Source organism: Pectobacterium nicotianae (assembly GCF_023272715.1).
Lineage (GTDB): Bacteria > Pseudomonadota > Gammaproteobacteria > Enterobacterales > Enterobacteriaceae > Pectobacterium > Pectobacterium brasiliense.
The window spans coordinates 1,440,841-1,462,705 of record NZ_CP096821.1 but is presented as its reverse complement, the minus strand read 5'-3'; the positions used below and the strand labels follow the sequence as shown (position 1 = coordinate 1,462,705).

20 protein-coding genes are annotated in these 21,865 nt (G+C 52.9%); 9 read left to right on the top strand and 11 right to left on the bottom strand.

Going from position 1 to position 21,865, the window contains the following annotated elements:
* Window position 1 precedes the first annotated feature (1 nt).
* From arnF to MYB54_RS06460, 8 genes are all read right to left on the bottom strand, one after another.
* Complete coding sequence (arnF, locus tag MYB54_RS06495; protein WP_110162136.1) at window positions 2–394, bottom strand: 4-amino-4-deoxy-L-arabinose-phosphoundecaprenol flippase subunit ArnF; 393 nt, start codon at window positions 392–394, stop codon at window positions 2–4.
* Window positions 394–735, bottom strand: a complete 342-nt coding sequence (gene arnE, locus MYB54_RS06490; RefSeq protein ID WP_052901827.1) for a 4-amino-4-deoxy-L-arabinose-phosphoundecaprenol flippase subunit ArnE — start codon at window positions 733–735, stop codon at window positions 394–396. Before arnE ends, arnF begins: the two co-directional genes overlap by 1 nt.
* The gene (gene arnT, locus MYB54_RS06485; protein ID WP_248721693.1) at window positions 732–2,402 is read right to left on the bottom strand and encodes a lipid IV(A) 4-amino-4-deoxy-L-arabinosyltransferase; all 1,671 of its coding nucleotides are present in this window, start codon (window positions 2,400–2,402) and stop codon (window positions 732–734) included. The genes arnE and arnT overlap by 4 nt, the downstream gene beginning before the upstream one ends.
* Window positions 2,403–2,419: 17 nt before the next feature.
* Window positions 2,420–3,313 (bottom strand): 4-deoxy-4-formamido-L-arabinose-phosphoundecaprenol deformylase, encoded by an 894-nt coding sequence (gene arnD / locus MYB54_RS06480; RefSeq protein WP_205591685.1) that lies wholly within the window; start codon window positions 3,311–3,313, stop codon window positions 2,420–2,422.
* Window positions 3,310–5,343: a bifunctional UDP-4-amino-4-deoxy-L-arabinose formyltransferase/UDP-glucuronic acid oxidase ArnA gene (arnA, locus tag MYB54_RS06475; RefSeq protein ID WP_014916130.1), complete on the bottom strand. Its 2,034-nt coding sequence runs from the start codon at window positions 5,341–5,343 to the stop codon at window positions 3,310–3,312. Before arnA ends, arnD begins: the two co-directional genes overlap by 4 nt.
* Window positions 5,340–6,323, bottom strand: coding sequence for an undecaprenyl-phosphate 4-deoxy-4-formamido-L-arabinose transferase (gene arnC, locus MYB54_RS06470; RefSeq protein WP_014916131.1), 984 nt, complete (start codon window positions 6,321–6,323; stop codon window positions 5,340–5,342). Before arnC ends, arnA begins: the two co-directional genes overlap by 4 nt.
* Window positions 6,316–7,464 (bottom strand): UDP-4-amino-4-deoxy-L-arabinose aminotransferase, encoded by a 1,149-nt coding sequence (arnB, locus tag MYB54_RS06465; protein WP_104209561.1) that lies wholly within the window; start codon window positions 7,462–7,464, stop codon window positions 6,316–6,318. Before arnB ends, arnC begins: the two co-directional genes overlap by 8 nt.
* Before the next feature lie 220 nt (window positions 7,465–7,684).
* On the bottom strand, window positions 7,685–8,851 hold the full coding sequence (locus MYB54_RS06460; protein WP_039284663.1) for a nucleotide sugar dehydrogenase: 1,167 nt from the start codon (window positions 8,849–8,851) through the stop codon (window positions 7,685–7,687).
* Window positions 8,852–9,405: 554 nt separating this feature from the next.
* Between MYB54_RS06460 and MYB54_RS06455 the strand changes: the two genes are divergently transcribed.
* The 3 genes from MYB54_RS06455 to ybcJ all read left to right on the top strand — a co-directional run bounded on the left by MYB54_RS06455 (window position 9,406) and on the right by ybcJ (window position 12,200).
* Window positions 9,406–10,953: a sensor domain-containing diguanylate cyclase gene (locus MYB54_RS06455; protein WP_248721692.1), complete on the top strand. Its 1,548-nt coding sequence runs from the start codon at window positions 9,406–9,408 to the stop codon at window positions 10,951–10,953.
* Window positions 10,954–11,091: 138 nt separating this feature from the next.
* Window positions 11,092–11,955, top strand: a complete 864-nt coding sequence (gene folD / locus MYB54_RS06450) for a bifunctional methylenetetrahydrofolate dehydrogenase/methenyltetrahydrofolate cyclohydrolase FolD (RefSeq protein ID WP_010307420.1) — start codon at window positions 11,092–11,094, stop codon at window positions 11,953–11,955.
* A 32-nt stretch (window positions 11,956–11,987) separates the two neighbouring features.
* A complete protein-coding gene (ybcJ, locus tag MYB54_RS06445; RefSeq protein ID WP_010280314.1) occupies window positions 11,988–12,200 on the top strand; it encodes a ribosome-associated protein YbcJ in 213 nt (70 codons plus the stop codon).
* A gap of 91 nt (window positions 12,201–12,291) precedes the next feature.
* On the opposite strand, the gene cysS is transcribed toward ybcJ, so the two are convergent.
* Window positions 12,292–13,677, bottom strand: a complete 1,386-nt coding sequence (cysS, locus tag MYB54_RS06440; protein WP_010307425.1) for a cysteine--tRNA ligase — start codon at window positions 13,675–13,677, stop codon at window positions 12,292–12,294.
* Window positions 13,678–13,946: 269 nt separating this feature from the next.
* Entirely contained in the window at window positions 13,947–14,378 is a 432-nt protein-coding gene (locus MYB54_RS06435) for a DoxX family protein (RefSeq protein ID WP_014916136.1), read from the bottom strand.
* A 421-nt stretch (window positions 14,379–14,799) separates the two neighbouring features.
* Between MYB54_RS06435 and ppiB the strand changes: the two genes are divergently transcribed.
* From ppiB to MYB54_RS06405, 6 genes are all read left to right on the top strand, one after another.
* On the top strand, window positions 14,800–15,294 hold the full coding sequence (gene ppiB, locus MYB54_RS06430) for a peptidylprolyl isomerase B (RefSeq protein WP_010280320.1): 495 nt from the start codon (window positions 14,800–14,802) through the stop codon (window positions 15,292–15,294).
* A gap of 10 nt (window positions 15,295–15,304) precedes the next feature.
* Window positions 15,305–16,027 (top strand): UDP-2,3-diacylglucosamine diphosphatase, encoded by a 723-nt coding sequence (gene lpxH, locus MYB54_RS06425; RefSeq protein WP_248721691.1) that lies wholly within the window; start codon window positions 15,305–15,307, stop codon window positions 16,025–16,027.
* A 178-nt stretch (window positions 16,028–16,205) separates the two neighbouring features.
* Complete coding sequence (purE, locus tag MYB54_RS06420; protein WP_014916138.1) at window positions 16,206–16,715, top strand: 5-(carboxyamino)imidazole ribonucleotide mutase; 510 nt, start codon at window positions 16,206–16,208, stop codon at window positions 16,713–16,715.
* Window positions 16,712–17,782, top strand: coding sequence for a 5-(carboxyamino)imidazole ribonucleotide synthase (gene purK, locus MYB54_RS06415; RefSeq protein ID WP_014916139.1), 1,071 nt, complete (start codon window positions 16,712–16,714; stop codon window positions 17,780–17,782). The genes purE and purK overlap by 4 nt, the downstream gene beginning before the upstream one ends.
* A gap of 517 nt (window positions 17,783–18,299) precedes the next feature.
* The gene (locus tag MYB54_RS06410) at window positions 18,300–19,589 is read left to right on the top strand and encodes an HAAAP family serine/threonine permease (protein WP_014916140.1); all 1,290 of its coding nucleotides are present in this window, start codon (window positions 18,300–18,302) and stop codon (window positions 19,587–19,589) included.
* 193 nt (window positions 19,590–19,782) lie between these two features.
* Window positions 19,783–21,150 (top strand): L-serine ammonia-lyase, encoded by a 1,368-nt coding sequence (locus MYB54_RS06405; RefSeq protein ID WP_010280332.1) that lies wholly within the window; start codon window positions 19,783–19,785, stop codon window positions 21,148–21,150.
* Between the two features lie 256 nt (window positions 21,151–21,406).
* Here the strand turns inward: MYB54_RS06405 and MYB54_RS06400 are convergent, their stop codons facing one another.
* Window positions 21,407–21,844: a helix-turn-helix domain-containing protein gene (locus tag MYB54_RS06400; RefSeq protein ID WP_014916141.1), complete on the bottom strand. Its 438-nt coding sequence runs from the start codon at window positions 21,842–21,844 to the stop codon at window positions 21,407–21,409.
* Window positions 21,845–21,865: the final 21 nt, after the last annotated feature.

Sequence of the window (21,865 nt, the reverse complement as noted above, 5' to 3'; positions counted from 1 at the left end):
CTTATCGCGCCGTCTGCGCGTTACGACTCACCAGCCAGACGCCCAGCAGAATAATCAGGACGCCGAGATTTTTCCGCAGGCTCATCGGTTCGTTCAGCCACGGCAGGAAAACCGCCGCCAGATAAACCACCGCGTAGCTCAGGCTAATCAGCGGATAGGCGCGGCTTAGCGGCAGGTAGCGTAGCACCATGAACCAGCACACCATCGATAGCCCGTAGCAGAGCATCCCGATTAGCACCGCAACCGCAGGCCAACCGGCCAGCAACGTGCTGAGCGACGGCCAGTGCGCGAGGGAAATGCTCGGCAGCGCCAGCATCCCGCTTTTCATTAACACCTGCGCGGTGCTGGCAAGCACAATGCTGCCAAGCGCCCAGACATAGCCCATTTTCGCCATCATCCCCCCTGCATCAGATAGATACCGGTGACAATCAGCGCAATGCCCCACCAGTGATGTTTGTCCACACGTTCGCCAAACCCGTAGTGCGCCAGCAGCGTGACCAACACAAAATTGATGCTCAGCAGCGGGTACGCCACGCCGAGCGGGATATGCTGCAACACCACAAGCCACAGCAGCAGCCCGATGCCGAGCAGCAAAGCCGCCAACATCAGCCACCCCAGCGTCACGCGTCGACGCCGATCTGCGGGTAAACGCCGCCAGCACTCCGCCGCCCGTTTCTGGCACAGCTGCCCCAGGCTGGTCAGCAGGCAGACGATAGCCACCAGTAGATAACTCATAGCGCTATCTGCTTATAAAACAGCAGCACGTAACGGTGCGATTTTTTCAGCTGATCGGGGACAGGCAGACTGCGGTATTCCTCATCGGTATCCCTATCGACTTTCAGTACCAGCGCAACATTTCCGCTACGCCGTTTCTCCGCAAGCCAGGCCGGGAAAGCGCCCTCATCCACAAAGCGGTCAGTGGAATCGGCGTAGTCCAGCCCGTAGTTCAATTCGCCCCGCGCCTTGAATAAGGTGATATCACTGCGTTTGAGTTCCCACGCCAGTCCGGCCGCTAGCCCAACCTCATCGCTCAGCACATAGCGGCTCTCCTCCAGCAACGGCTGATGGCTACGAATAAAGGTTTGAGGGTTCTTTGAATCGACCACGCTAGCCGGAATACTCCCGCCAACGAGCAGCGCCAGAAATAGCGGACAGCCTGCCACCAGATAGCCCCGCGTTCGCGGTTTCCTGAGGCTGACAGCCGCAAAGGCAACCCAGCCGATAAAGCAGACGACGCCCGAGACGATGGTCAGCCCTTCTCCCGGTTGATAGAAATGCGGCACGATGATGCCGAGGCCCAGCGCGGCAACGGCGAGCGCCAGTACGCTGCCGAAGGCGATGTTGAGCCAGCTATTGATGCGCAATACACGTTCACGTACCGCTGGGGCCAGCCCGGAAATCCACGCCGCCATCAGCAGCGCCAGCGGCGCAAAGCACGGCAGAATGTAGGTCAGCAGCTTGCCTTTAGCGATGCTGAAAAACAGCAGCGGCATCACCATCCAGCACAGCAGGAGGAACCGATCCGGATTCGCTTTTCGTTCGCTCCAGCCGCTGCGCAACGCGCCCGGCAGCAGCGCCAGCCAGGGGAATGCGCCGATCATCAGCACCGGCAGGTAATACCAGAACGGCGCTTTATGCTGCGCATCGTCTTCTGCAAAACGCTGGATATGCTCAATCCAAAAGAAGTAATGCCAGTAATCGGCTTCTCGCGCATGCACCGCCAGCGCCCACGGCGCACTCAGTAATACCGCGACGACAATCGCCAGCGGCCCGAACAGTAGCAGCTCCTTAATGCGCTTTTGCGCCAGCGCTACCGGCAGCACACTGATGACCGGCAAGGCCAGCGCCAGAAAGCCTTTGGTCATGAATCCCATGCCGCAGGCCAGCCCCATCAGCCCCCAGGCCACGAGCCGTTCGCGCGTCAGCGTGGCACGCTGAATCAGCACGTGGCTGAACAGCGCCGCCGTCATCCAGAGCGTCACCATCGGATCGAGCACGCTGTAGGTGCCGATGCCATACACCAGCAGCGAGGTCAGATAGATCGTCGCCGCCAGCAGCGCGGTACGTTGGTTTTTCCACAACAGCATCGCCAGCCAAAACACCAGCAGCGCGCTCAACCCGGTAGACAACACCGAAGCAAAGCGCACGGCAAAATTGGTATGACCTAATAGCCACTGGCTGATGTTATTCAGCCAGTAGCCTGCGACGGGTTTCTCAAAATAGCGAATACCCAGCAAATGCGGCACGATCCAATCGCCGCGCTGAAGCATCTCGCGGCTGATTTCCGCATAGCGCGTTTCGTCCGGTGACCACAGCCAGCGGCCGTTAAGCGGCAACAGGTAGAGCAAAGCAAATAACACCAGTATCACGGTGCTTTTCAGCTTTATCATGCCTTTTTCCATGCTATCTCCTGCTTTATTTATTCTTCCGTTTGCACACCAAGCCAGCCTTCCCGTCCGGGAAACGGCGCACGTTCAATCCGCCCGACGGGCAGCGTGGCGGGGTCATCAGGCAGTAAGGCGGAAAGCGGACAAAATTCGATGTGCTGCTGGCGGGCGCGAAGCAGCAGCTGACGGAACTGCGCCAGCTTCGCGCCACCTTCCACCTCCGCATGGATGGTGTAGACCGGCACGCCGCGATCCTGCTGGATCGCCTCAAGAATAAAGTCGTTAAATTCGCCGTCGCTCACGCGCTCGCCGATGACTTCATCGTAGGTCGGCAAGGTGACTGGGATCTGCACGGTGCCCAACTCACCATTTTCCAGGCGCGGTCGAAAAGGTCGGGTGCCGCGACAGTCGCTGTTATAGTCCAGATTCCAGCGCTGCTTCATCTCTACAACGCGCAAATCGGCTCGCCAGCCTGCTACGGCGGAACAGCGCACTGGCGATGGCAGAATCTGTGTCAGCGCGTCCATGCCTTCACGGAACTGCGCGGCCAACTGAGCATCCGACCAGCGGGCGACATTCGCCTGCCAGCCGTGATGATCCCAGGCATGTAGCCCGACTTCATGGCCTACGTCATGCGTCTGGCGGATTAACGAGCCAAACCGTGCGCCGATACGACGCCCCGGCCATGCCGTGCCAGCCAGCAAGATATCCCAGCCGTAGAGCGAGGCCGCGTTGGAGCGCAGCATCTTCCATAAAAAACGTGGCCGCAACAGACGCCACAGGTGACGCCCCATGTTGTCCGGCCCGACGCTAAAAAAGAAGCTCGCCTGAATATCGAACTCTGCCAGCACATTTAGCAGCGCGGGCACGCCGTCCCGCGTACCGCGCCAGGTATCGACATCTATCCGCAGGCCAACACGCGTCATCCCTGCGCATCCTTGGCGTCAGCGGTGTGCAGGGGATCAACGGTACGCAGAAAATAGTCCAGCGTTTCCGCGACGGTTTGATCCATCTTCACCGTCGGCTCCCATGCCAGCAGGCGTTTGGCATTGCGAATGCTCGGCGTACGGTGCTCCACATCCTGATAGCCTTTGCCGTAATAGCTGCTACTTTCCACGTCAATAAACCCGGCGAACGGCGGGAAACGGTCACGCAGCGGATGCGCATTAAAGCTGGTCAGCAACATTTCGCCTAATTCGCGGATACTGGCTTCATTATGCGGATTACCGATATTGATGATCTGCCCGTCACACTGGCCGTTGCGGTTTTCAATAATGCGGAACAGCGCTTCAATGCCGTCATGGATGTCGGTAAAGCAGCGCTTCTGCGCTCCGCCATCCACCAGCTTGATCGGCGATCCTTCCACCAGATTGAGGATCAGTTGGGTAATCGCCCGGGAGCTGCCGATGCGTGCCGCGTCCAGCGTATCCAGACGCGGTCCCATCCAGTTAAACGGACGGAACAGCGTAAAGCGCAGGCCGTTTTTCGCACCGTACGCCCAGATCACCCGATCCAGCAGTTGCTTGGACACGGAGTAGATCCAGCGCTGCTTATTGATCGGCCCGACAATCAGGCGCGAGGTATCTTCATCAAACTCTTTGTCATCACACATGCCGTACACTTCAGAGGTGGACGGGAAGACAATGCGTTTGTTGTAGCGTACGCAGTCGCGTACGATTTTCAGGTTTTCTTCAAAGTCCAGTTCAAACACGCGCAGTGGGTTACGGGTGTATTCGATAGGCGTGGCAATCGCCACCAGCGGCAGAATGACATCGCATTTCTTGATGTGGTATTCGATCCATTCGTTATGAATGCTGATATCGCCTTCCACAAAATGAAAACGCGGATCGCCAAGAAAACGGGCGATGGCATCCGAGCTGATATCCAGCCCGTAGATCTCATAGCGATCGTCCCGCAGCAGGCGTTCGGTCAGGTGGTTACCGATAAAACCATTCACGCCGAGGATCAGCACGCGCGTGCGGCGTCGTTGTACACGGCTGGCGAGGTTACCCAGTTTCGCCTGTGGCACCATGCCCATTTCCGCCGCCAGCCGGCTGCCTGACATATACAGCCCGGCTTCACTCTGCCCGCTGACGATCTCAAGCGCATCCTCACCGCAAGACACCACCAGCGGCGACGTCGAGATGATCGCGCCCGGTTCCTGCTTCACCCCATTGGCTCTCACATCGTTGCTTTTAACGCGATTAACCTTCACTACACGAGCGCGCCAGATAATCACTTTACGCTCACCGAGGAACGTAAACGCGCCCGGATACGGTTCCGTCACCGCGCGGATCAGGTTGTTAATCTCACGGGCGCTCTTTTGCCAGTCGATCAGCCCGTCTGCCGCCGTGCGACGTCCGAAATAGCTGGCCCGGCTGTCATCCTGCTGCGTCAGCGTAATCTCACGTGAGCGAATCAGCGGCAGTTGCTGCGCCAGCAGCGCGGCAGCGGCGGTACGACATTTGCCATGCAGCGTCAGCGCGGTGTCTTCCTCATCAATCGCCACTACGGACTGGGCGACGATATCACCGGCATCAGCGCGAGACACCATCTTGTGCAGCGTCACGCCCGTCTGTGTTTCGCCGTTCACCAACACCCAATTCACCGGCGCACGTCCCCGATAGCGCGGCAGCAGTGAACCGTGCAGATTAAATGCGCCAAACGACGGTAGCTGGAGAATGTCATCGCTTAATAGCGTGCGGTAATAGAAGGAAAAAATAACATCCGGTGCCAGTTCCCGAATGCGGTTCACCCAGAGCGGATGGTTAACGTCTTCCGGCGCAAACACCGGCACGTCCATCTCGGCAGCCGCTTTCGCCACTGAAGCGTAGAAGTGGTTCTCACCCGGCGCATCGCTGTGCGTGAACACCGCCTGAATCTCATAGCCCGCGAGCTTTAACGCCTCAAGGCCGACACAGCCGATATCATGGTAGGCAAATACGATCGCTTTCATTCTTCTTCATCCCGTAAAGTGGTAGCCAGTGGCGTTGCCGCACTCACTGTTTTTTGCACAAAATAGCGTGGCCGGGCACGGACATCGGTATAGATACGGCCGATGTATTCCCCTAAGAGTCCCATTCCGACGAACTGTGCACCAATAAACATGAACAGCACGGCAAACAGCGTGAACACGCCCTCTGCTGCCCATTCCGCACCGAAGAACAGACGCAGGCCGATCAACAGCAGCGCCAGCAGGAAGCCCGACAGCGCAACGACGCTGCCAATCAGGCTGAGTATGCGCAGTGGCGTCGTCGTCAGGCAGGTCAGCAGGTCGTACATCAGGTTAATCAGCTTCAGAAAGCTGTATTTGGACGTGCCGAATTCGCGCTCGGCGTGCAGCACGTCGATCTCGATGGTTTTCCGGGCGAAGGTGTTGGCAAGGATGGGAATAAAGGTGCTGCGTTCGTGACAGCGCAGCATCGCGCTGACAATGTGGCGACGATACGCGCGCAGCATGCAGCCGTAATCCGCCATGGATTTCCCGGTTGAACGCCGGATCATCATGTTGATGGTTTTCGAGGCTAGTTTGCGAAACAGCGAATCCTTCCGGTTTGCCCGCACCGTGCCGACCACGTCATATCCCTGCGCGGCATACTCCACCAGCCGTGGGATTTCTTCCGGCGGGTTCTGCAAATCGGCATCCAGCGTGATGACCACATCGCCCACCGCCTGCTGAAACCCAGCCATAATGGCCGAGTGCTGGCCATAGTTACGGTTCAGCAGCACGGCGATAATATGCTTTTCCGGGTCGCTCGCCGCTTCGGTCAGCAGATCCGCCGAACGATCGCTGCTGCCGTCATCGACCAGAATAATTTCCCAGGGTTTACCGATCTTCTGACAGGCCGCCAGCGTGCGTTCGATCAGCACAGGCAAACTCTCTTCTTCGTTATAAACGGGAATCACAACGGAAACATTTTTGATGTCATCAATCACGAACAGACTCCAGAATCGAGGTTAGCGCCGCGACGACGCGATCAACATCGCTGTCCTGCATATCGGGGAACAGCGGCAGCGTCATCAGCGACGCCGAATTCCACTCCGTTGCCGGCAGGTGCAAGTGGGGATAGCGCTCACGGTAATATTTCTGTGTATGCACCGCTCTGAAATGCAGCCCGGTGCCAATACCGCGTGCCTGCAGTGCCGCCATCAAATCATCGCGTGATATGCCGCACTGCGTTTCATCCACGCGCACCATAAACAGATGCCAGGCGTGCAAATGGGGGTAGTCAGGAACGGCCAGCGGTTGGAGCGGCAGCGAACGCAGTTGGGTGAGATAGCGCGCCGCAAGCTGCTGACGGCGGGCGTTGATCGCCGGGAGTTTATCCAGCTGCACCAGCGCAATCGCCGCATTGATGTCCGCCAGATTGTATTTAAACCCCGGCGTCACCACTTCGGCCTGCGGCTTGCGCCCCTGCAACTGCCTGTCGAACGCATCTACACCCAGCCCGTGAAACTTCAGGCTGCGTATGCGCTCGGCGAGCGCTTCGTCGTCCGTCACCACCATGCCGCCTTCCGCACAGGTGATGTTCTTAATCGCGTGAAACGAGAAAATGGCGGTTCCGCGCGCGCCGATCCATTCATCACGATATTGCGTACCGACGGCGTGCGCCGCATCCTCAATCAGCGGGATGCCGTAGCGCTCGCTGAGCGCACGAAGCGCCGCCAGATCGGCCGGAGCGCCAGCATAGTGCACGGGAATAATCGCTTTGGTCTTCGGTGTGATAGCCGCCTCAATATCCTGCGGTCGCACCATCAGCGTATGCCGATCCACGTCAACCATCACCGGTTCCGCGCCCAATAGCGTGATGATATTGATGGTTGAAACCCAGGTCTGAGACGGCGTAATCACCTCGTCGCCGGGGCCAATACCGAGCGCCATCAGCGTGACGTGCATGCCGCCCGTCGCCGAACTGACCGCAATCGCCTGTCGACACCCGATTCGCTGGCAAAACGCCTGCTCTAATTGCTGACATTTCGGCCCCGTGGTTATCCAGCCGGATCGTAATACTTCCGCCACGGCAGCAATTTCCTCTTCGCCCATGTTCGGGCGGGAAAAAGGCAAAAAATCCGTCATAACGTATTCCCAAAATAAATAACGGCGAGAAATCATCATTCCGCAGTCTAAATAATGAAGCCTTAAGCCAACCTTAATTTATTGCGATAATCATAAAACCACAGATAAACGGCACGACATGATAAAACGGCCAAAAGACATAATTAATTACAATGCAAAAATGAACTTTTCGCGAATAACCGAATAACAAAATTTCGTTTTATTGATTTACAGCAAGAAATCAATCTTCGCCAAATAAGTCTCGCGTATAGACTTTGCCCCTCACATCGTTTAATTCATCGGCATAACGATTGGTAATAATAATGTCACACTGTTGTTTGAAACTGTCGAGTTGATGAATGACAGGGAAATCTAAAAAATCATCATCATCAATCCCAGGTTCATAAATTACCACCTTGATTCCTTTCGCTTTTATTCTCTTCATAATCCCCTGAATGGAAGAGAAGCGAAAATTATCCGACCCCGCCTTCATGATGAGGCGGTGGACGCCGACGGTTTTCGGATGGCGACGGATAATCGTGTCAGCAATGAAGTCTTTTCGCGTATGGTTAGCGTCCACGATAGCCTTGATCAGGTTATTCGGCACGGTACGATAATTCGCCAAAAGCTGCCGGGTATCCTTCGGTAAGCAGTAGCCGCCATAGCCGAACGACGGATTATTGTAGTAATCGCCAATACGCGGATCGAGGCATACCCCTTCAATAATCTGCCGGGTATTCAGCCCCAGCGATTCAGCATAGCTGTCCAACTCGTTAAAGTAGGCCACGCGCATCGCCAGAAAGGTATTTGCAAACAATTTTATCGCTTCAGCTTCAGTTGGATCGGTAAACAGCACGCGAATATCTTTTTTTAATGCGCATTCCATCAATAAGTTAGCGAAGAATCTTGCCCTTTCTGACCGCTCGCCCACCACAATTCGCGACGGATAAAGATTGTCGTGTAGCGCCTTGCCTTCACGCAAAAACTCGGGCGAAAAAATGACGTTATCCGTATCCAACTGCTGGCTGATTTTCTCGGTGAAACCCACGGGCACCGTCGATTTAATCACCATAATGGCCTGCGGATTAATCGCCAGCACGTCGCGAATGACTGCCTCTACCGACGACGTGTTGAAATAGTTGGTTTGCGGATCATAATCTGTCGGTGTAGCGATGATCACGAACTGCGCATCGGTATACGCCTCATGCTTATCCAGCGTCGCGGAAAAATTCAGCGTTTCATGTTGTAAAAAACGCTCAATCTCGGCGTCATTAATCGGCGATTTTCGTTGATTCAACAGCGCCACTTTTTCCGCCACAATATCCAACGCCACAACCTGATGCTGCTGCGCTAATAATAATCCATTCGATAAACCGACATATCCCGTTCCGCTAATCGCTATTTTCATGAAGGGCTCTTTATTTCATTACTGGCTAAAAAAATCTATTTCGCCGCAGTATCTTTCTTCTGTTTTCATCTGAATAGAGGGGTAACATGTCAATTTATTTCCTGTTCCTCTCCCGCGATGCATCGCTACCATTCACAAATACACTGTTACTTTATCCGTCGATAACGTCGGAAGCACAGCATCCTTATCATTAGCAATTCCAGTTAAACGCCAATTAAACATAGCGTATTTAATGATAAATAAAGATCTTCTTACACCTTGTGACTTTTTTAAATCATTAGCGTGAAAACAAATTTTCATGAATTTATGTAACACGACGTCATTTATCTTAGATGATATTGGCGAATAAACATGATGATACCGGTTTATTTTCAAGTTTTTATCAACGCTACATGGAGATACTGTGTAGAGACGTTACTTTATTATCAAAGCGGTTTATTGTTCGATAAAATCGACAAAAAAATCATAAGCCTGTCTCATCAATTGCCAGCGCAACGGTCAGAAACGTCTACACTTATCATCAGTCATCTCTCTGGCTAAGGATGGGAAGGGCAATGAAGGTGAGCACGCGCGACAAGGCAAGCCAGTATCAAATGCCGCTCCAAAAATTGATGATCGTCTTTATGCTCTTCATCATCACCACGGTAGTGGCGCTGAACGGATGGGCCGTCTTCAATTCTCACCAACAGCTTATCGATTCCACAGAGCGAAACGCCAAAAACCTGTCGCTGTCGCTCGCCCGCCATGCCGAAGATACGTTTTTACAAGTCGATATATTGCTACAGGATTTACAAGAGCGCATCGAGCAGGATGGCCAATCGCCTGCGCAATTGAACCGCCTGGGCGATATTCTAAAGAGTCGTAAAGCGACGCTGCCGCAGTTGCATGGCATCTTCATTTACGACGACAAAGGTGAATGGCTGGTGAACTCCGGTATAGCAAAACCCGCCAATGCCAATAACGCGGACAGAGAGTATTTCAAGTATCACCAGAACAACGTCGGCCAGACCATGCACATCGGCAGCGTGATTCAGAGCCGTTCTACGGGCGATCTGATCATCCCCGTTTCTATGCGCATCAATAAGCCAGACGGCAGTTTTGACGGCGTGCTGCTCGCCACCCTCTCGCTGAACTACTTCAAACAGTATTATGGCTACTACTCTTTGGGGAACATGGATGTACTCGCCATTCTGTTGTCCGATGGCCGGATTCTGTACGGCCGCCCTTACGACGATTCCTACGTCAACCGCAATGTGTCTAACGGTCCGCTCTTTTCAGAGCATCTGAAACAGTCAGAAAGCGGCACAGCGACGATCGTCTCCACGCTCGATCACATCGAACGGATTTATGGTTATACCAAATTAAAGCGTTACCCCATCGTCATCGCAGCGGGGTTCGATCTTGGTCTAGTGCTCAACAAGTGGCGATCGGACAGTTTGGTCTACGGTGCCATTACCTTAATTCTGCTGTTCACCATCACCCTACTCGGCCTGATCGTGCTGAGACAGATTCGTATGAATGTGAAAAATCAGATCGATTTAACCATCGTGCGCGATGAACTTACGTCGGTTAACCACACGCTGCAAACGCTGGCGCTGTTCGATGGCCTGACGGGCTTAGCCAACCGCCGCCAGTTCGATATTTTCCTGCAACAAACCCTATTGCAGGCCGCAGAGAAGCGGCAGTGTATCGCGCTGATCATGATCGACGTCGACGCCTTCAAAAAATATAACGACCACTATGGGCATGTGGCAGGCGATGAGTGTCTGCGCAAGATCGGTAACCTCCTGAGCAATATGCTGCGACGTAACGAGGATTTGGTCGCCCGCTATGGCGGTGAAGAGTTCGCCATCATTATCACCGACACGGATAAACAAAGCGCCGCCGCGCTGGCTCAACGAGCGCTGGATTTGGTGCGCGAGGAAAAGATCCCGCATGAAACCACGCTATTCCCGGAAAAAATCGTCACCATTAGCGCCGGTGTCTACGTGTTCTGCGCCGATAGCCCACCACCCGCGGCATCGTCCGTTATTGATATTGCTGATGCCGCGCTGTATCGCGCCAAAAACGGCGGTAAAAACCGGTTCGAGGTGAGTGAATAGCGCAGCCAACGCCCATACAACTTAGTATGACGGGTGTAGAAACAATTAATATTGATGCAATGCCTGACAGCACGCGCAGCTTCTGACAAAATAGCGGCCATCTCCCCCCCTATTTCAAATTGATGGGTCTCTTCTCAGATGGCAGCAAAGATTATTGATGGTAAAACGATTGCGCAGCAGGTCAAAGACGAAGTTGCCGCACGAGTCACACAGCGTTTAGCAGAAGGAAAACGCGCGCCGGGTCTGGCTGTTGTGCTGGTCGGCGAGAATCCAGCGTCACAGATTTATGTCGCCAGCAAGCGCAAGGTGTGTGAAGAAGTCGGCTTTATTTCCCGCTCTTATGATTTACCCATCACCACAACGGAATCTGAGCTGTTGGCACTTATCGACCAGCTCAACGCCGACCAGACGATTGACGGTATTCTGGTTCAACTTCCGCTGCCGGAAGGCATCGATAACACCAAGGTGATTGAACGCATCGCACCAAGTAAAGATGTGGATGGCTTCCATCCTTACAACGTGGGTCGTCTGTGCCAGCGCGCGCCAATGCTGCGCGCCTGTACGCCACGCGGCATCATCACGCTGCTGGAGCGTTATAATATCGACACCTTCGGGCTGAATGCCGTTGTGGTCGGCGCGTCTAATATCGTGGGTCGCCCGATGAGTCTGGAACTGCTGCTGGCTGGCTGTACGACTACCGTCACGCACCGTTTCACCAAAAATCTACGCCACCATATTGAAAACGCCGATCTGCTGGTTGTCGCGGTGGGTAAACCGGGTTTCATTCCCGGCGAATGGATTAAACCGGGCGCGATTGTGCTGGACGTGGGTATCAACCGTCTGGAAAGCGGTAAAGTGGTCGGCGATGTGGAATTTGAAACGGCGCAGGAAAGAGCGTCTTACATCAGCCCCGTACCGGGCGGCGTCGGCCCAATGACCGTTGCCACACTGATTCAAAACACGCTACAGGCGTGCGAAGAGTATCATGACCACGCCGAATAATTGGCGAGTCAAACACGGATAAGCAGGAATTTATGGCAACCTTTAATCTTGAAAAGCATCCGCACGTTGAACTGTGCGATCTCTTGAAACTGCTGGGCTGGAGCGAAAGTGGCGCAGCAGCCAAACTGTCTATCGCCGCAGGCGACGTGACCGTTGACGGCCAGACGGAAACGCGCAAGCGCTGCAAAATCGTTGCCGGACAAACCGTTCAGTTCAATGGCGAGACGGTAAACGTTACCGAGTAACCCTCACAGCGTCGATGATGGCGAAAAAAAGCCCGCAATTTCATTTTTGCGGGCTTTTTATTTACGAAAAGCGTATGACAGGAAGAAAGCGTTACTTACGGCGCCAGATCGTTCCCTGCGGGCCATCTTCCAGCACGATCCCCATTTCATTCAAGCGATCGCGAGCCTGATCCGCTAGCGCCCAATCTTTCGCCGCACGCGCATCTTTACGCTGTTGGATTAACGCTTCGATTTCCTTCACTTCCTCGTCATCCACCTGCGCGCCATTTTGCAGAAACTGCTCAGGATCCTGTTCCAGCAGGCCGAGCACGCCGGACAGTTTGCGCAGTGCCGATGCCAGTTGGTTCGCCGCTTGTACATCTTCCGTTTTCAGGCGGTTAACTTCACGCGCCATATCAAACAGTACCGAATAGGCTTCCGGCGTGTTGAAATCATCGTCCATCGCTTCGCGGAAACGGGCTTCAAACTCGTCACCGCCGTGCGCCGCAACACTAGCATCCGTTCCACGCAGCGCCGTATACAGACGATCCAGCGCCGCACGCGCCTGTTTCAGGTTATCTTCGCTGTAGTTCAGCTGGCTACGGTAGTGGCCTGACATCAGGAAGTAACGCACGGTTTCCGGATCGTAATACGCCAGCACGTCGCGTACGGTGAAGAAATTGTTGAGCGACTTTGACATCTTCTCGCGGTCAACCATCACCATGCCGGAGTGCATCCAGTAATTCACATACGAGCCGTCGTGTGCACAGCTGGACTGCGCGATCTCGTTTTCGTGATGCGGGAACATCAAATCGGAACCGCCGCCGTGAATATCAAAATGCGTACCCAGCTGTTTGCAGTTCATGGCAGAACATTCGATGTGCCAGCCAGGGCGCCCTTCTCCCCACGGAGAGGACCAGTGAGGCTCACCCGGCTTGGACATCTTCCACAGCACGAAATCCATCGGGTTACGCTTCACTTCGGTAATTTCAACGCGCGCGCCAGCCTGCAACTGATCCAGATCCTGACGAGACAGCACACCGTAGCCCGGCGCGGTATCAACGGAGAACATCACATCGCCATTACTCGCAACATAGGCGTGGCGACGGGCAATCAGCGTTTCCACCATTTCGATGATGTCGGCAATATGGTGCGTCGCACGCGGCTCGGCATCCGGACGCAGAATATTCAACGCATCAAAATCGGCGTGCATCTCTGCGATCATGCGGGTCGTCAGTTGGTCACTGGTTTCCCCATTCTCGATCGCACGTTTAATAATTTTGTCGTCAATATCGGTGACATTACGCACATATTTCAGTGAATATCCCAGATACCGCAAATACCGCGCCACCACATCAAACGCCACGAAAGTACGCCCGTGACCGATATGACACAGGTCATAAACGGTGATGCCACACACATACATTCCCACCTGACCGGCGTGGATGGGTTTAAATTCCTCTTTTTGGCGACTCAGCGTATTAAAAATCTTTAGCATCAGGGCGTTCCAGTGTTTTTATAAAAAATGGTTTTCACAAAAAAATGGTTTCAAAGAAATGGTTTTCACAGCCGCAGTTAGCGTCAGTAACATCAATGCATTCAGGGTTGACACCCAACGGCGTATTGAAACCTGAACCCTACTGTATTGCAAGGTTAATAAGAAGAGGGAATCAGCGAGAAAGGATAAAAATGAAATGGCCCGGAAAATCCGGGCCATTTCACATCACTGGCGGTGACTGACAAAAGCAATCCGCCGACAAAAAACCATTAACGCCAGCGCGGATTGGACATCACAGAGTATTTTCCGCTACCGAGCAGGGCAATCGCGATACCTGCAAAGAAGAATACCGCCGTACCTTCAACACCCCAGGCACCGGTTTTGGCCAGCGTGATGAAACCGTCAGGGTGAACCAGTAAGGTTGCGACGACCATGGTGAAGGAGAAGATCAGCGCAGAAGGACGTGTAAGAATCCCGAGAATCATCAGAATCGGGGTGATGACTTCTCCGACATAGACACCATAACCAACAAAAGCAGGGAGTCCTGCCGAGGTCAGCATGCCTTCAATGGCACCGATGCCGCCATGTACTTTGTGCCAGCCATGAAACAGCATCAAAACGCTGAAAGATACGCGCAAAAACAGTTTGCCAAAATCCGGTTTGTCTAATAAACGATTAACACTATCCAGAATACCCAGCATAGTTCACCTATCTCTTTAGAGTTATTTATGAAGAATAAGAATTACTCTCAGATTAATCTGAGCCGCAAAAAAAGAACACGTTGATTACGCAAAACATTGATCTGGGGCAACAAAAATCTCATTCAAATTAATTAACTGTAATTTAAAATTTTGATCAATTTATTTGTTTTTAAAAGTCCCTATTACCTGATTAACACCTCATTGCGCACTATTATTAAGCGCACATATTATTTGAGACCTACCAAAATCAGAGTAGTAAACCTTTTTATACGATTTTCTCATCCATCCAACCGCCAACAGCGGTGCAGTAAGCGCGAAGTACTGACTCAATCGACCAGTTATGCTATAACAGCGCTCTTGTTGTTCACCGCCTTTTGTGGACAGCACTCTTAATCACTAAGGCTATCTAGGGTTCATTATTATGATTACGCTTCATACCAACCACGGCGATATCGTTATTAATACGTTTGCAGACAAAGCGCCGGTTACCGTAGAAAACTTCCTGAACTACTGTCGCAGCGGTTTTTATGACAACACGATTTTTCACCGCGTGATTAATGGTTTTATGATTCAGGGCGGCGGCTTCGCTCCCGGCATGGATCAGAAAGAAACCAATGCGACAATCAAAAATGAAGCCAACAACGGCCTGAAAAATACCCGTGGCACGCTGGCGATGGCACGTACCAACGATCCGCACTCTGCAACTGCACAGTTCTTTATCAACCTCGTTGATAACGACTTCCTGAACTTCCGTTCAGAGCGTGCCGATGGCTGGGGCTACTGCGTATTCGCTGAAGTCACCGAAGGCATGGACGTCGTTGATAAAATCAAAGGCGTGGCTACCGGCCGCAGCGGCATGCACCAGGACGTACCGAAAGAAGACGTGGTGATTACCCACGTAACAGTCAGCGAATAACCCGACCTGCATGGCAACGCTGTTCATTGCCGATCTGCATTTAAGCGTTCATGAACCGGCGATTACCGCCGGTTTTCTGCGTTTTTTACGCCATGATGCGATGCATGCCGATGCGCTGTACATTCTTGGCGATCTGTTCGATGCCTGGATTGGTGACGACGATCCCCAGCCATTGCATGCGACTGTTGCCGAGGAACTGTATGCCTTACATCAGCGCGGTATTCCCTGCTATTTCGTGCACGGTAACCGTGATTTCCTGATCGGTAAGCGTTTCGCCAAACAAAGCGGAATGACGCTGTTGCCAACGGAAACGGTGCTCGACCTCTACGGCCAGAAAATCCTCATTCTGCATGGCGATACGCTGTGCACAGACGATCAGCATTACCAGCAATTCCGCCGCCGGGTACACAACCCGTTCATTCAGCGACTCTTCCTGCTATTACCGCTGTCATTACGGATGAACATTGCGGCGAAGATGCGGGCAGCCAGCCAGCACGAAAACCAGAAAAAGTCGCAGCAGATTATGGATGTCAATCACGACGCCGTACTTGAACGTTTACGGCATTATCAGGTGAAGACGATGATCCACGGCCATACGCACCGCCCGGCTATTCATCAGGTCGATCTCGGCGAATCTGCTGGTCGTCGTGCCGTTCTGGGTGCCTGGCATGAAGAAGGGTCGATGATTAAGGTCACACCACAGAATATCGAGCTGATTTCCTTCCCGTTTTAATGCGTTTCCTGACATTGACTTAACGGCCTCTCGCCTTATTCCCCCAGTATTTCCGCATACGCAACCGTTTTCCTCGCCATAATGGCGTGATATGCTCTACGCCCTCAACGCCAGACCTTCCCTGTCTGGCCGACGCGAACGCGTCACGAACACGTACAATCACAGGAGCGTTACAGGCATGTCATCCAACGTTGCCCCGGCTAAAATTGCCATCGTCATGGGTTCAAAGAGTGACTGGGCCACCATGCAGTTTGCTGCGGAAATCCTCACCACGCTGAACATTCCTTTTCATACCGAAGTCGTTTCCGCACACCGGACGCCGGATAAACTGTTCAGCTTTGCTGAGCAAGCGGCACAGAACGGTTTTGATGTGATTATCGCGGGCGCAGGCGGCGCAGCACACCTGCCGGGTATGCTGGCAGCGAAAACGCTGGTTCCCGTGCTTGGCGTGCCGGTACAAAGCTCAACGCTGAGCGGTGTAGACAGCCTGTATTCCATCGTCCAAATGCCTCGCGGTATTCCGGTCGGCACGTTGGCCATTGGCAAAGCGGGCGCAGCGAATGCGGCTCTGCTGGCCGCACAAATTCTCGCCCTGCATGACAATGGTATCGCCACCCGACTGGCAGACTGGCGTCAGGCGCAAACCGATGATGTGCTCTCTCATCCCGATCCGCGGGAGGAGGCATGAAACCGGTCTGCGTATTAGGCAATGGTCAGTTGGGCAGAATGCTGCGTCAGGCTGGTGAACCGCTAGGTATTGCGGTTTACCCAGTGGGTCTGGATGCAGAGCCGGAGTCGGTTCCATTTCATAACAGTGTCATTACCGCCGAGATCGAACGCTGGCCGGAAACCGCCCTCACCCGCGAGTTAGCCGAGCACACGGCGTTTGCAAACCGCGATATTTTCCCGCGTCTGGCCGATCGCCTGACGCAAAAGCAGCTGCTGGACTCGTTGAATCTGGCAACCGCCCCGTGGCAACTGCTGGCGAGCGCCGATGAATGGCCACACGTCTTCGCCTCATTGGGTGAATTAGCGATCGTTAAACGTCGCGTCGGCGGTTACGACGGTCGTGGACAGTGGCGCTTGCGCGATGGCGAACAGCAAACGCTGCCCGCTGACTGCTACGGCGAATGCATCGTTGAGCAAGGCATTAACTTTTCTGGCGAAGTCTCGCTGGTGGGTGCCCGCAATACGCACGGCAAATGCGTATTCTACCCGCTCACTCATAACCTGCATCAGGATGGTATTCTGCGCACCAGCGTGGCTTTCCCTCAACCCGATCCGCAGTTGCAGCAGCAGGCTGAACAGATGCTGTCCGCAATAATGAATGCGCTGGGTTATGTGGGCGTGATGGCGATGGAATGCTTTATCGTCGGCGACCATCTGCTCATTAACGAGCTGGCTCCACGCGTGCACAATAGCGGACACTGGACGCAAAATGGTGCGTCCATCAGCCAGTTTGAGCTGCATCTGCGCGCCATTCTGGATCTGCCGCTGCCGGTACCGGTTGTCGAAACACCGTCGGTGATGGTCAACCTGATCGGCACTGATGTGAATATCGACTGGCTGTCGCTACCGCTGGTACATCTGCACTGGTACGAGAAAGAGGTTCGTCCTGGCCGCAAAGTTGGACACCTCAATCTACCGTCGTCGGACACTGCACAGTTGCAACGCTCGTTGCAATCGCTGGCACCTCTATTACCAGAGGAATACCACAGCGGTCTGGCGTGGGCAGAAGAAAAACTCACCGCCTGACAGATCGGTGACCGTTATCCGGCAGGTTGCAATCTGCCGGATAGCTCTCATCTGATGTGATGCAACAGCAGGAACCGCATTATCGATACGTCCTCAAAAGAGAAAAAACATCATTACGCGTGACATCAGCAAAATTGCGTTTATTATTTCATCTGCCCTTTATTTTATTTATTGTTCATTTTTCATCATTCGGCAATTAAATAAAGTATCAATAACGAGCCGTTAAAAATATTTAAAATAAAGTATCAAGATTGATATTTTAATTTGCGCGGAAATTTATTAAAATATTTCCCGTCAATTCATTTCTGTGATCGCCTCAATATTATTCGCTGACCACCACGATATAGAATGCCGCCACAAAACAGTATTGACCTACTGACATAATTAGCAACATGTCTCGTTCGTTTTTTAAACTCCGTAACGGCAACTTGCCGATACTGTAATTTTTATAATCCACATCATGTGGCAATACTCTTGTAACAGAGTATTAATATGTTCACCGAGGAGAGATCAGTATATGAGCACCATTCAAGATAGCAGCCAGGTGTTAGAACAGGCTTCAGGATGGCGTAAAAGCGACACTGTCTGGATGCTGGGCCTCTATGGCACGGCCATCGGCGCTGGCGTGTTATTCTTACCTATCAATGCCGGTATTGGTGGGTTAATTCCGTTAATTATCATGGCACTGATTGCCTTCCCGATGACATATTATTCTCACCGCGCCTTATGCCGCTTTGTATTATCCGGCAAGAAAGGTGGCGAAGATATTACCGAAGTCGTTGAAGAACATTTCGGCGTTGGTGCAGGTAAATTAATCACTTTGCTTTATTTTTTCGCTATTTATCCGATCCTATTAGTTTATAGCGTCGCCATCACCAATACGGTAGATAGCTTTATTACTCACCAATTGCATTTGCCTTCTCCGCCGCGTGCACTGCTGTCATTAATATTGATCCTCGGATTAATGTTTATTGTCCGCTTCGGTGAAGCGATGATCGTTAAGGCAATGAGTATTCTGGTTTACCCATTTGTTGCCGTGCTGATGTTGCTGGCGCTGTATTTAATTCCAAACTGGAACACCTCTGTTTTTGAAAACATTTCTTTGAGTTCCAGCGTCACGGGCAACGGTCTGTTGGCGACATTATGGCTGGCTATTCCGGTGATGGTTTTCTCCTTCAACCACTCACCAATCATCTCCTCTTTCGCCGTTGCCAAACGTAAAGAATATGGCGATGACGCCGAGCAAAAATGCTCACGCATTCTGTCTTACAGCCACATCATGATGGTGCTGACCGTGATGTTCTTCGTTTTCAGCTGTGTACTAAGCCTTTCTCCGGCTGAGCTGATGGAAGCGAAAGCACAGAATATTTCTATTCTGTCCTATCTGGCTAACCACTTTAACAACCCGGTAATCGGTTATCTGGCGCCGGTTATTGCCACCATCGCGATCTCTAAATCGTTCCTGGGTCACTATCTGGGTGCGGGCGAAGGTTTTAACGGCATGATCGTGAAATCCCTGCGCAGCAGAGGTAAAACCATTTCCAACACCAAATTGAACCGCATCACTGCGCTGTTCATGCTGATCACGACCTGGATTGTTGCGACGCTGAACCCAAGCATTCTGGGCATGATCGAAACGTTGGGCGGCCCGATTATCGCGTGCCTGCTGTTCCTGATGCCGATGTACGCTATCCAGAAAGTCCCAGCCATGAAGAAATACAGCGGCCAGATCAGCAACGTCTTTGTCACCCTGATGGGACTGATCGCTATTTCCGCCATTGTTTACAGCCTGCGCGATCTGCTGTAAGCCCCCCACCCTAATTTAACGCCGATACGTTATTTGCTAGTCATACCCTAAATAATTCGAGCTGCAGGAAGGCGGCAACCACACGAATCCCCAGGAGCTTACACAAGTAAGTGACTGGGGTGAGTGAGGGAAGCCAACGCACATGCGGCTTGAAGTATGACGGGTATGCGGCGTTTTTTTCAAGGAAATCGCTATGGTCAGCGTATTTGATATCTTCAAAATCGGCATCGGCCCGTCCAGTTCTCATACTGTCGGCCCAATGAAAGCGGGTAAAATGTTCACCGACGATCTGGTGAACCGCGCGCTTATCTCATCGGTGACACGTATTGTCGTTGATATTTACGGCTCGCTTTCCCTGACGGGGAAAGGGCACCATACCGATATCGCTATCATTATGGGGCTCGCGGGTAATCTGCCGGATAGCGTAAATATCGATAGTATTCCGGCGTTTATTCAACAGGTGAAAGACACCCAGCGTCTGCCGATGCTCAACGGTCAGTATGAGGTCAGCTTCCCGCTGGAATCCTCCCTGCGTTTCCAGCCGGAAAACCTGCCGCTGCATGAAAACGGCATGACCATTCGCGCCTATAACCAGCAAGAGTTGGTCTATAGCAAAACGTATTACTCCATCGGGGGCGGATTCGTCGTCGATCAGGAAAACTTCGGCAAACCCAATCTGGCTGAGGAAAGCGCGCCCTACCCGTTCTTTTCTGCCCAGAAACTGCTGCAACACTGCCACGATCACTGCCTGTCTTTATCCGCCATCGTCCTGAAAAACGAGATTGCGATGCATGGTCGGGAAGCACTTGAGCACTATTTTGCCGACGTATGGAAAACCATGCAGGACTGCATGCATCGCGGCATGAATACGGAAGGCGTGTTACCCGGCCCATTACGCGTACCCCGTCGGGCATCAGCGCTGCATCGCCTGCTGTTCATCAACGATCGTTTTTCTAACGACCCGATGGACGCGATGGACTGGGTGAACATGTTTGCGATGGCCGTGTCGGAAGAAAATGCGGCTGGCGGACGCGTCGTCACCGCACCGACTAACGGCGCATGCGGCATTATTCCTGCCGTGCTGGCTTATTACGATCGTTACGTTCAACCGGTCACCCCGGAATCTTACCTGCGTTACTTCCTGGCATCCGGCGCTATCGGCATGCTCTACAAAATGAACGCCTCTATTTCCGGTGCGGAAGTGGGCTGTCAGGGAGAAGTCGGCGTGGCCTGTTCGATGGCGGCAGCCGGTCTGGCTGAGCTACTCGGCGCGAACCCTGAACAGGTGTGCATCGCCGCGGAAATCGGCATGGAGCATAATCTGGGGCTGACGTGCGATCCGGTAGCGGGTCAGGTTCAGGTGCCATGCATTGAACGCAACGCTATCGCCTCAGTGAAGGCAATCAACGCCGCCAGAATGGCAATGCGCCGTACCAGCGAACCACGCGTATCGTTGGATAAGGTCATTGAAACCATGTATGAAACAGGCAAAGACATGAACGCCAAGTACCGTGAAACGTCTCGCGGCGGTTTGGCGATTAAAGTCGTGCTGTGCGAATGATAAAACTGGCCTTGTCGCGTTAAATGCTCGGCAAATTAACCCGACAATCAGGGTTTATGTGTAGGAGTTCATACATAACCTTTCAGACCGTTGACAAACCTGTTTATCGAACGAGAACGGGAGTAACGGAATAGAAGAGTAAAGCGTTTGCGCCATGGATGGCGCAATCCGAGCGTACAGGGATGTATTTACAGCGTCTTTACGATCTATCCGTTACTACCGCCATACGGATTTTGTCAGCAACCTCATTAGCCCTTTATTTTTTATCGCTTTCAGGCAGCGACCAGACAATGTTGTTTTCAGCCGCCGCGATATACCAATCTACCGTGCTGTTAGCGGGTTTCTTAATATTTTCATGATTGGTGAGCGCTTTGGCAGGAAAGGTCGCGGCTTTCTTTCTGATACGCAGTGGCGTCTGTTTTTTCTCACCGCTGATCTGCGCATGGAAGGATTCCACTTCGGCATCGAAGAGCACACCTTCAATCTGATGCAGACGATTTAATCCGCGCAGAATGGAGAGCAGGCTGCTGAGCGTAATGGACTCGCCCATTTCCGCACGCTTGATCGTTGCGATTCCCAGCCCTGCCCGTTCAGCAAGATCGACCTGCGATAAACGTTGCTGAATTCTGGAGTCTTTTATTCTCCGGCACAGTTCGGTAATAATTTCGCCTTCGTTCATGGTACTGAATTTCATCTTACCCGCCACTTGCCAGAG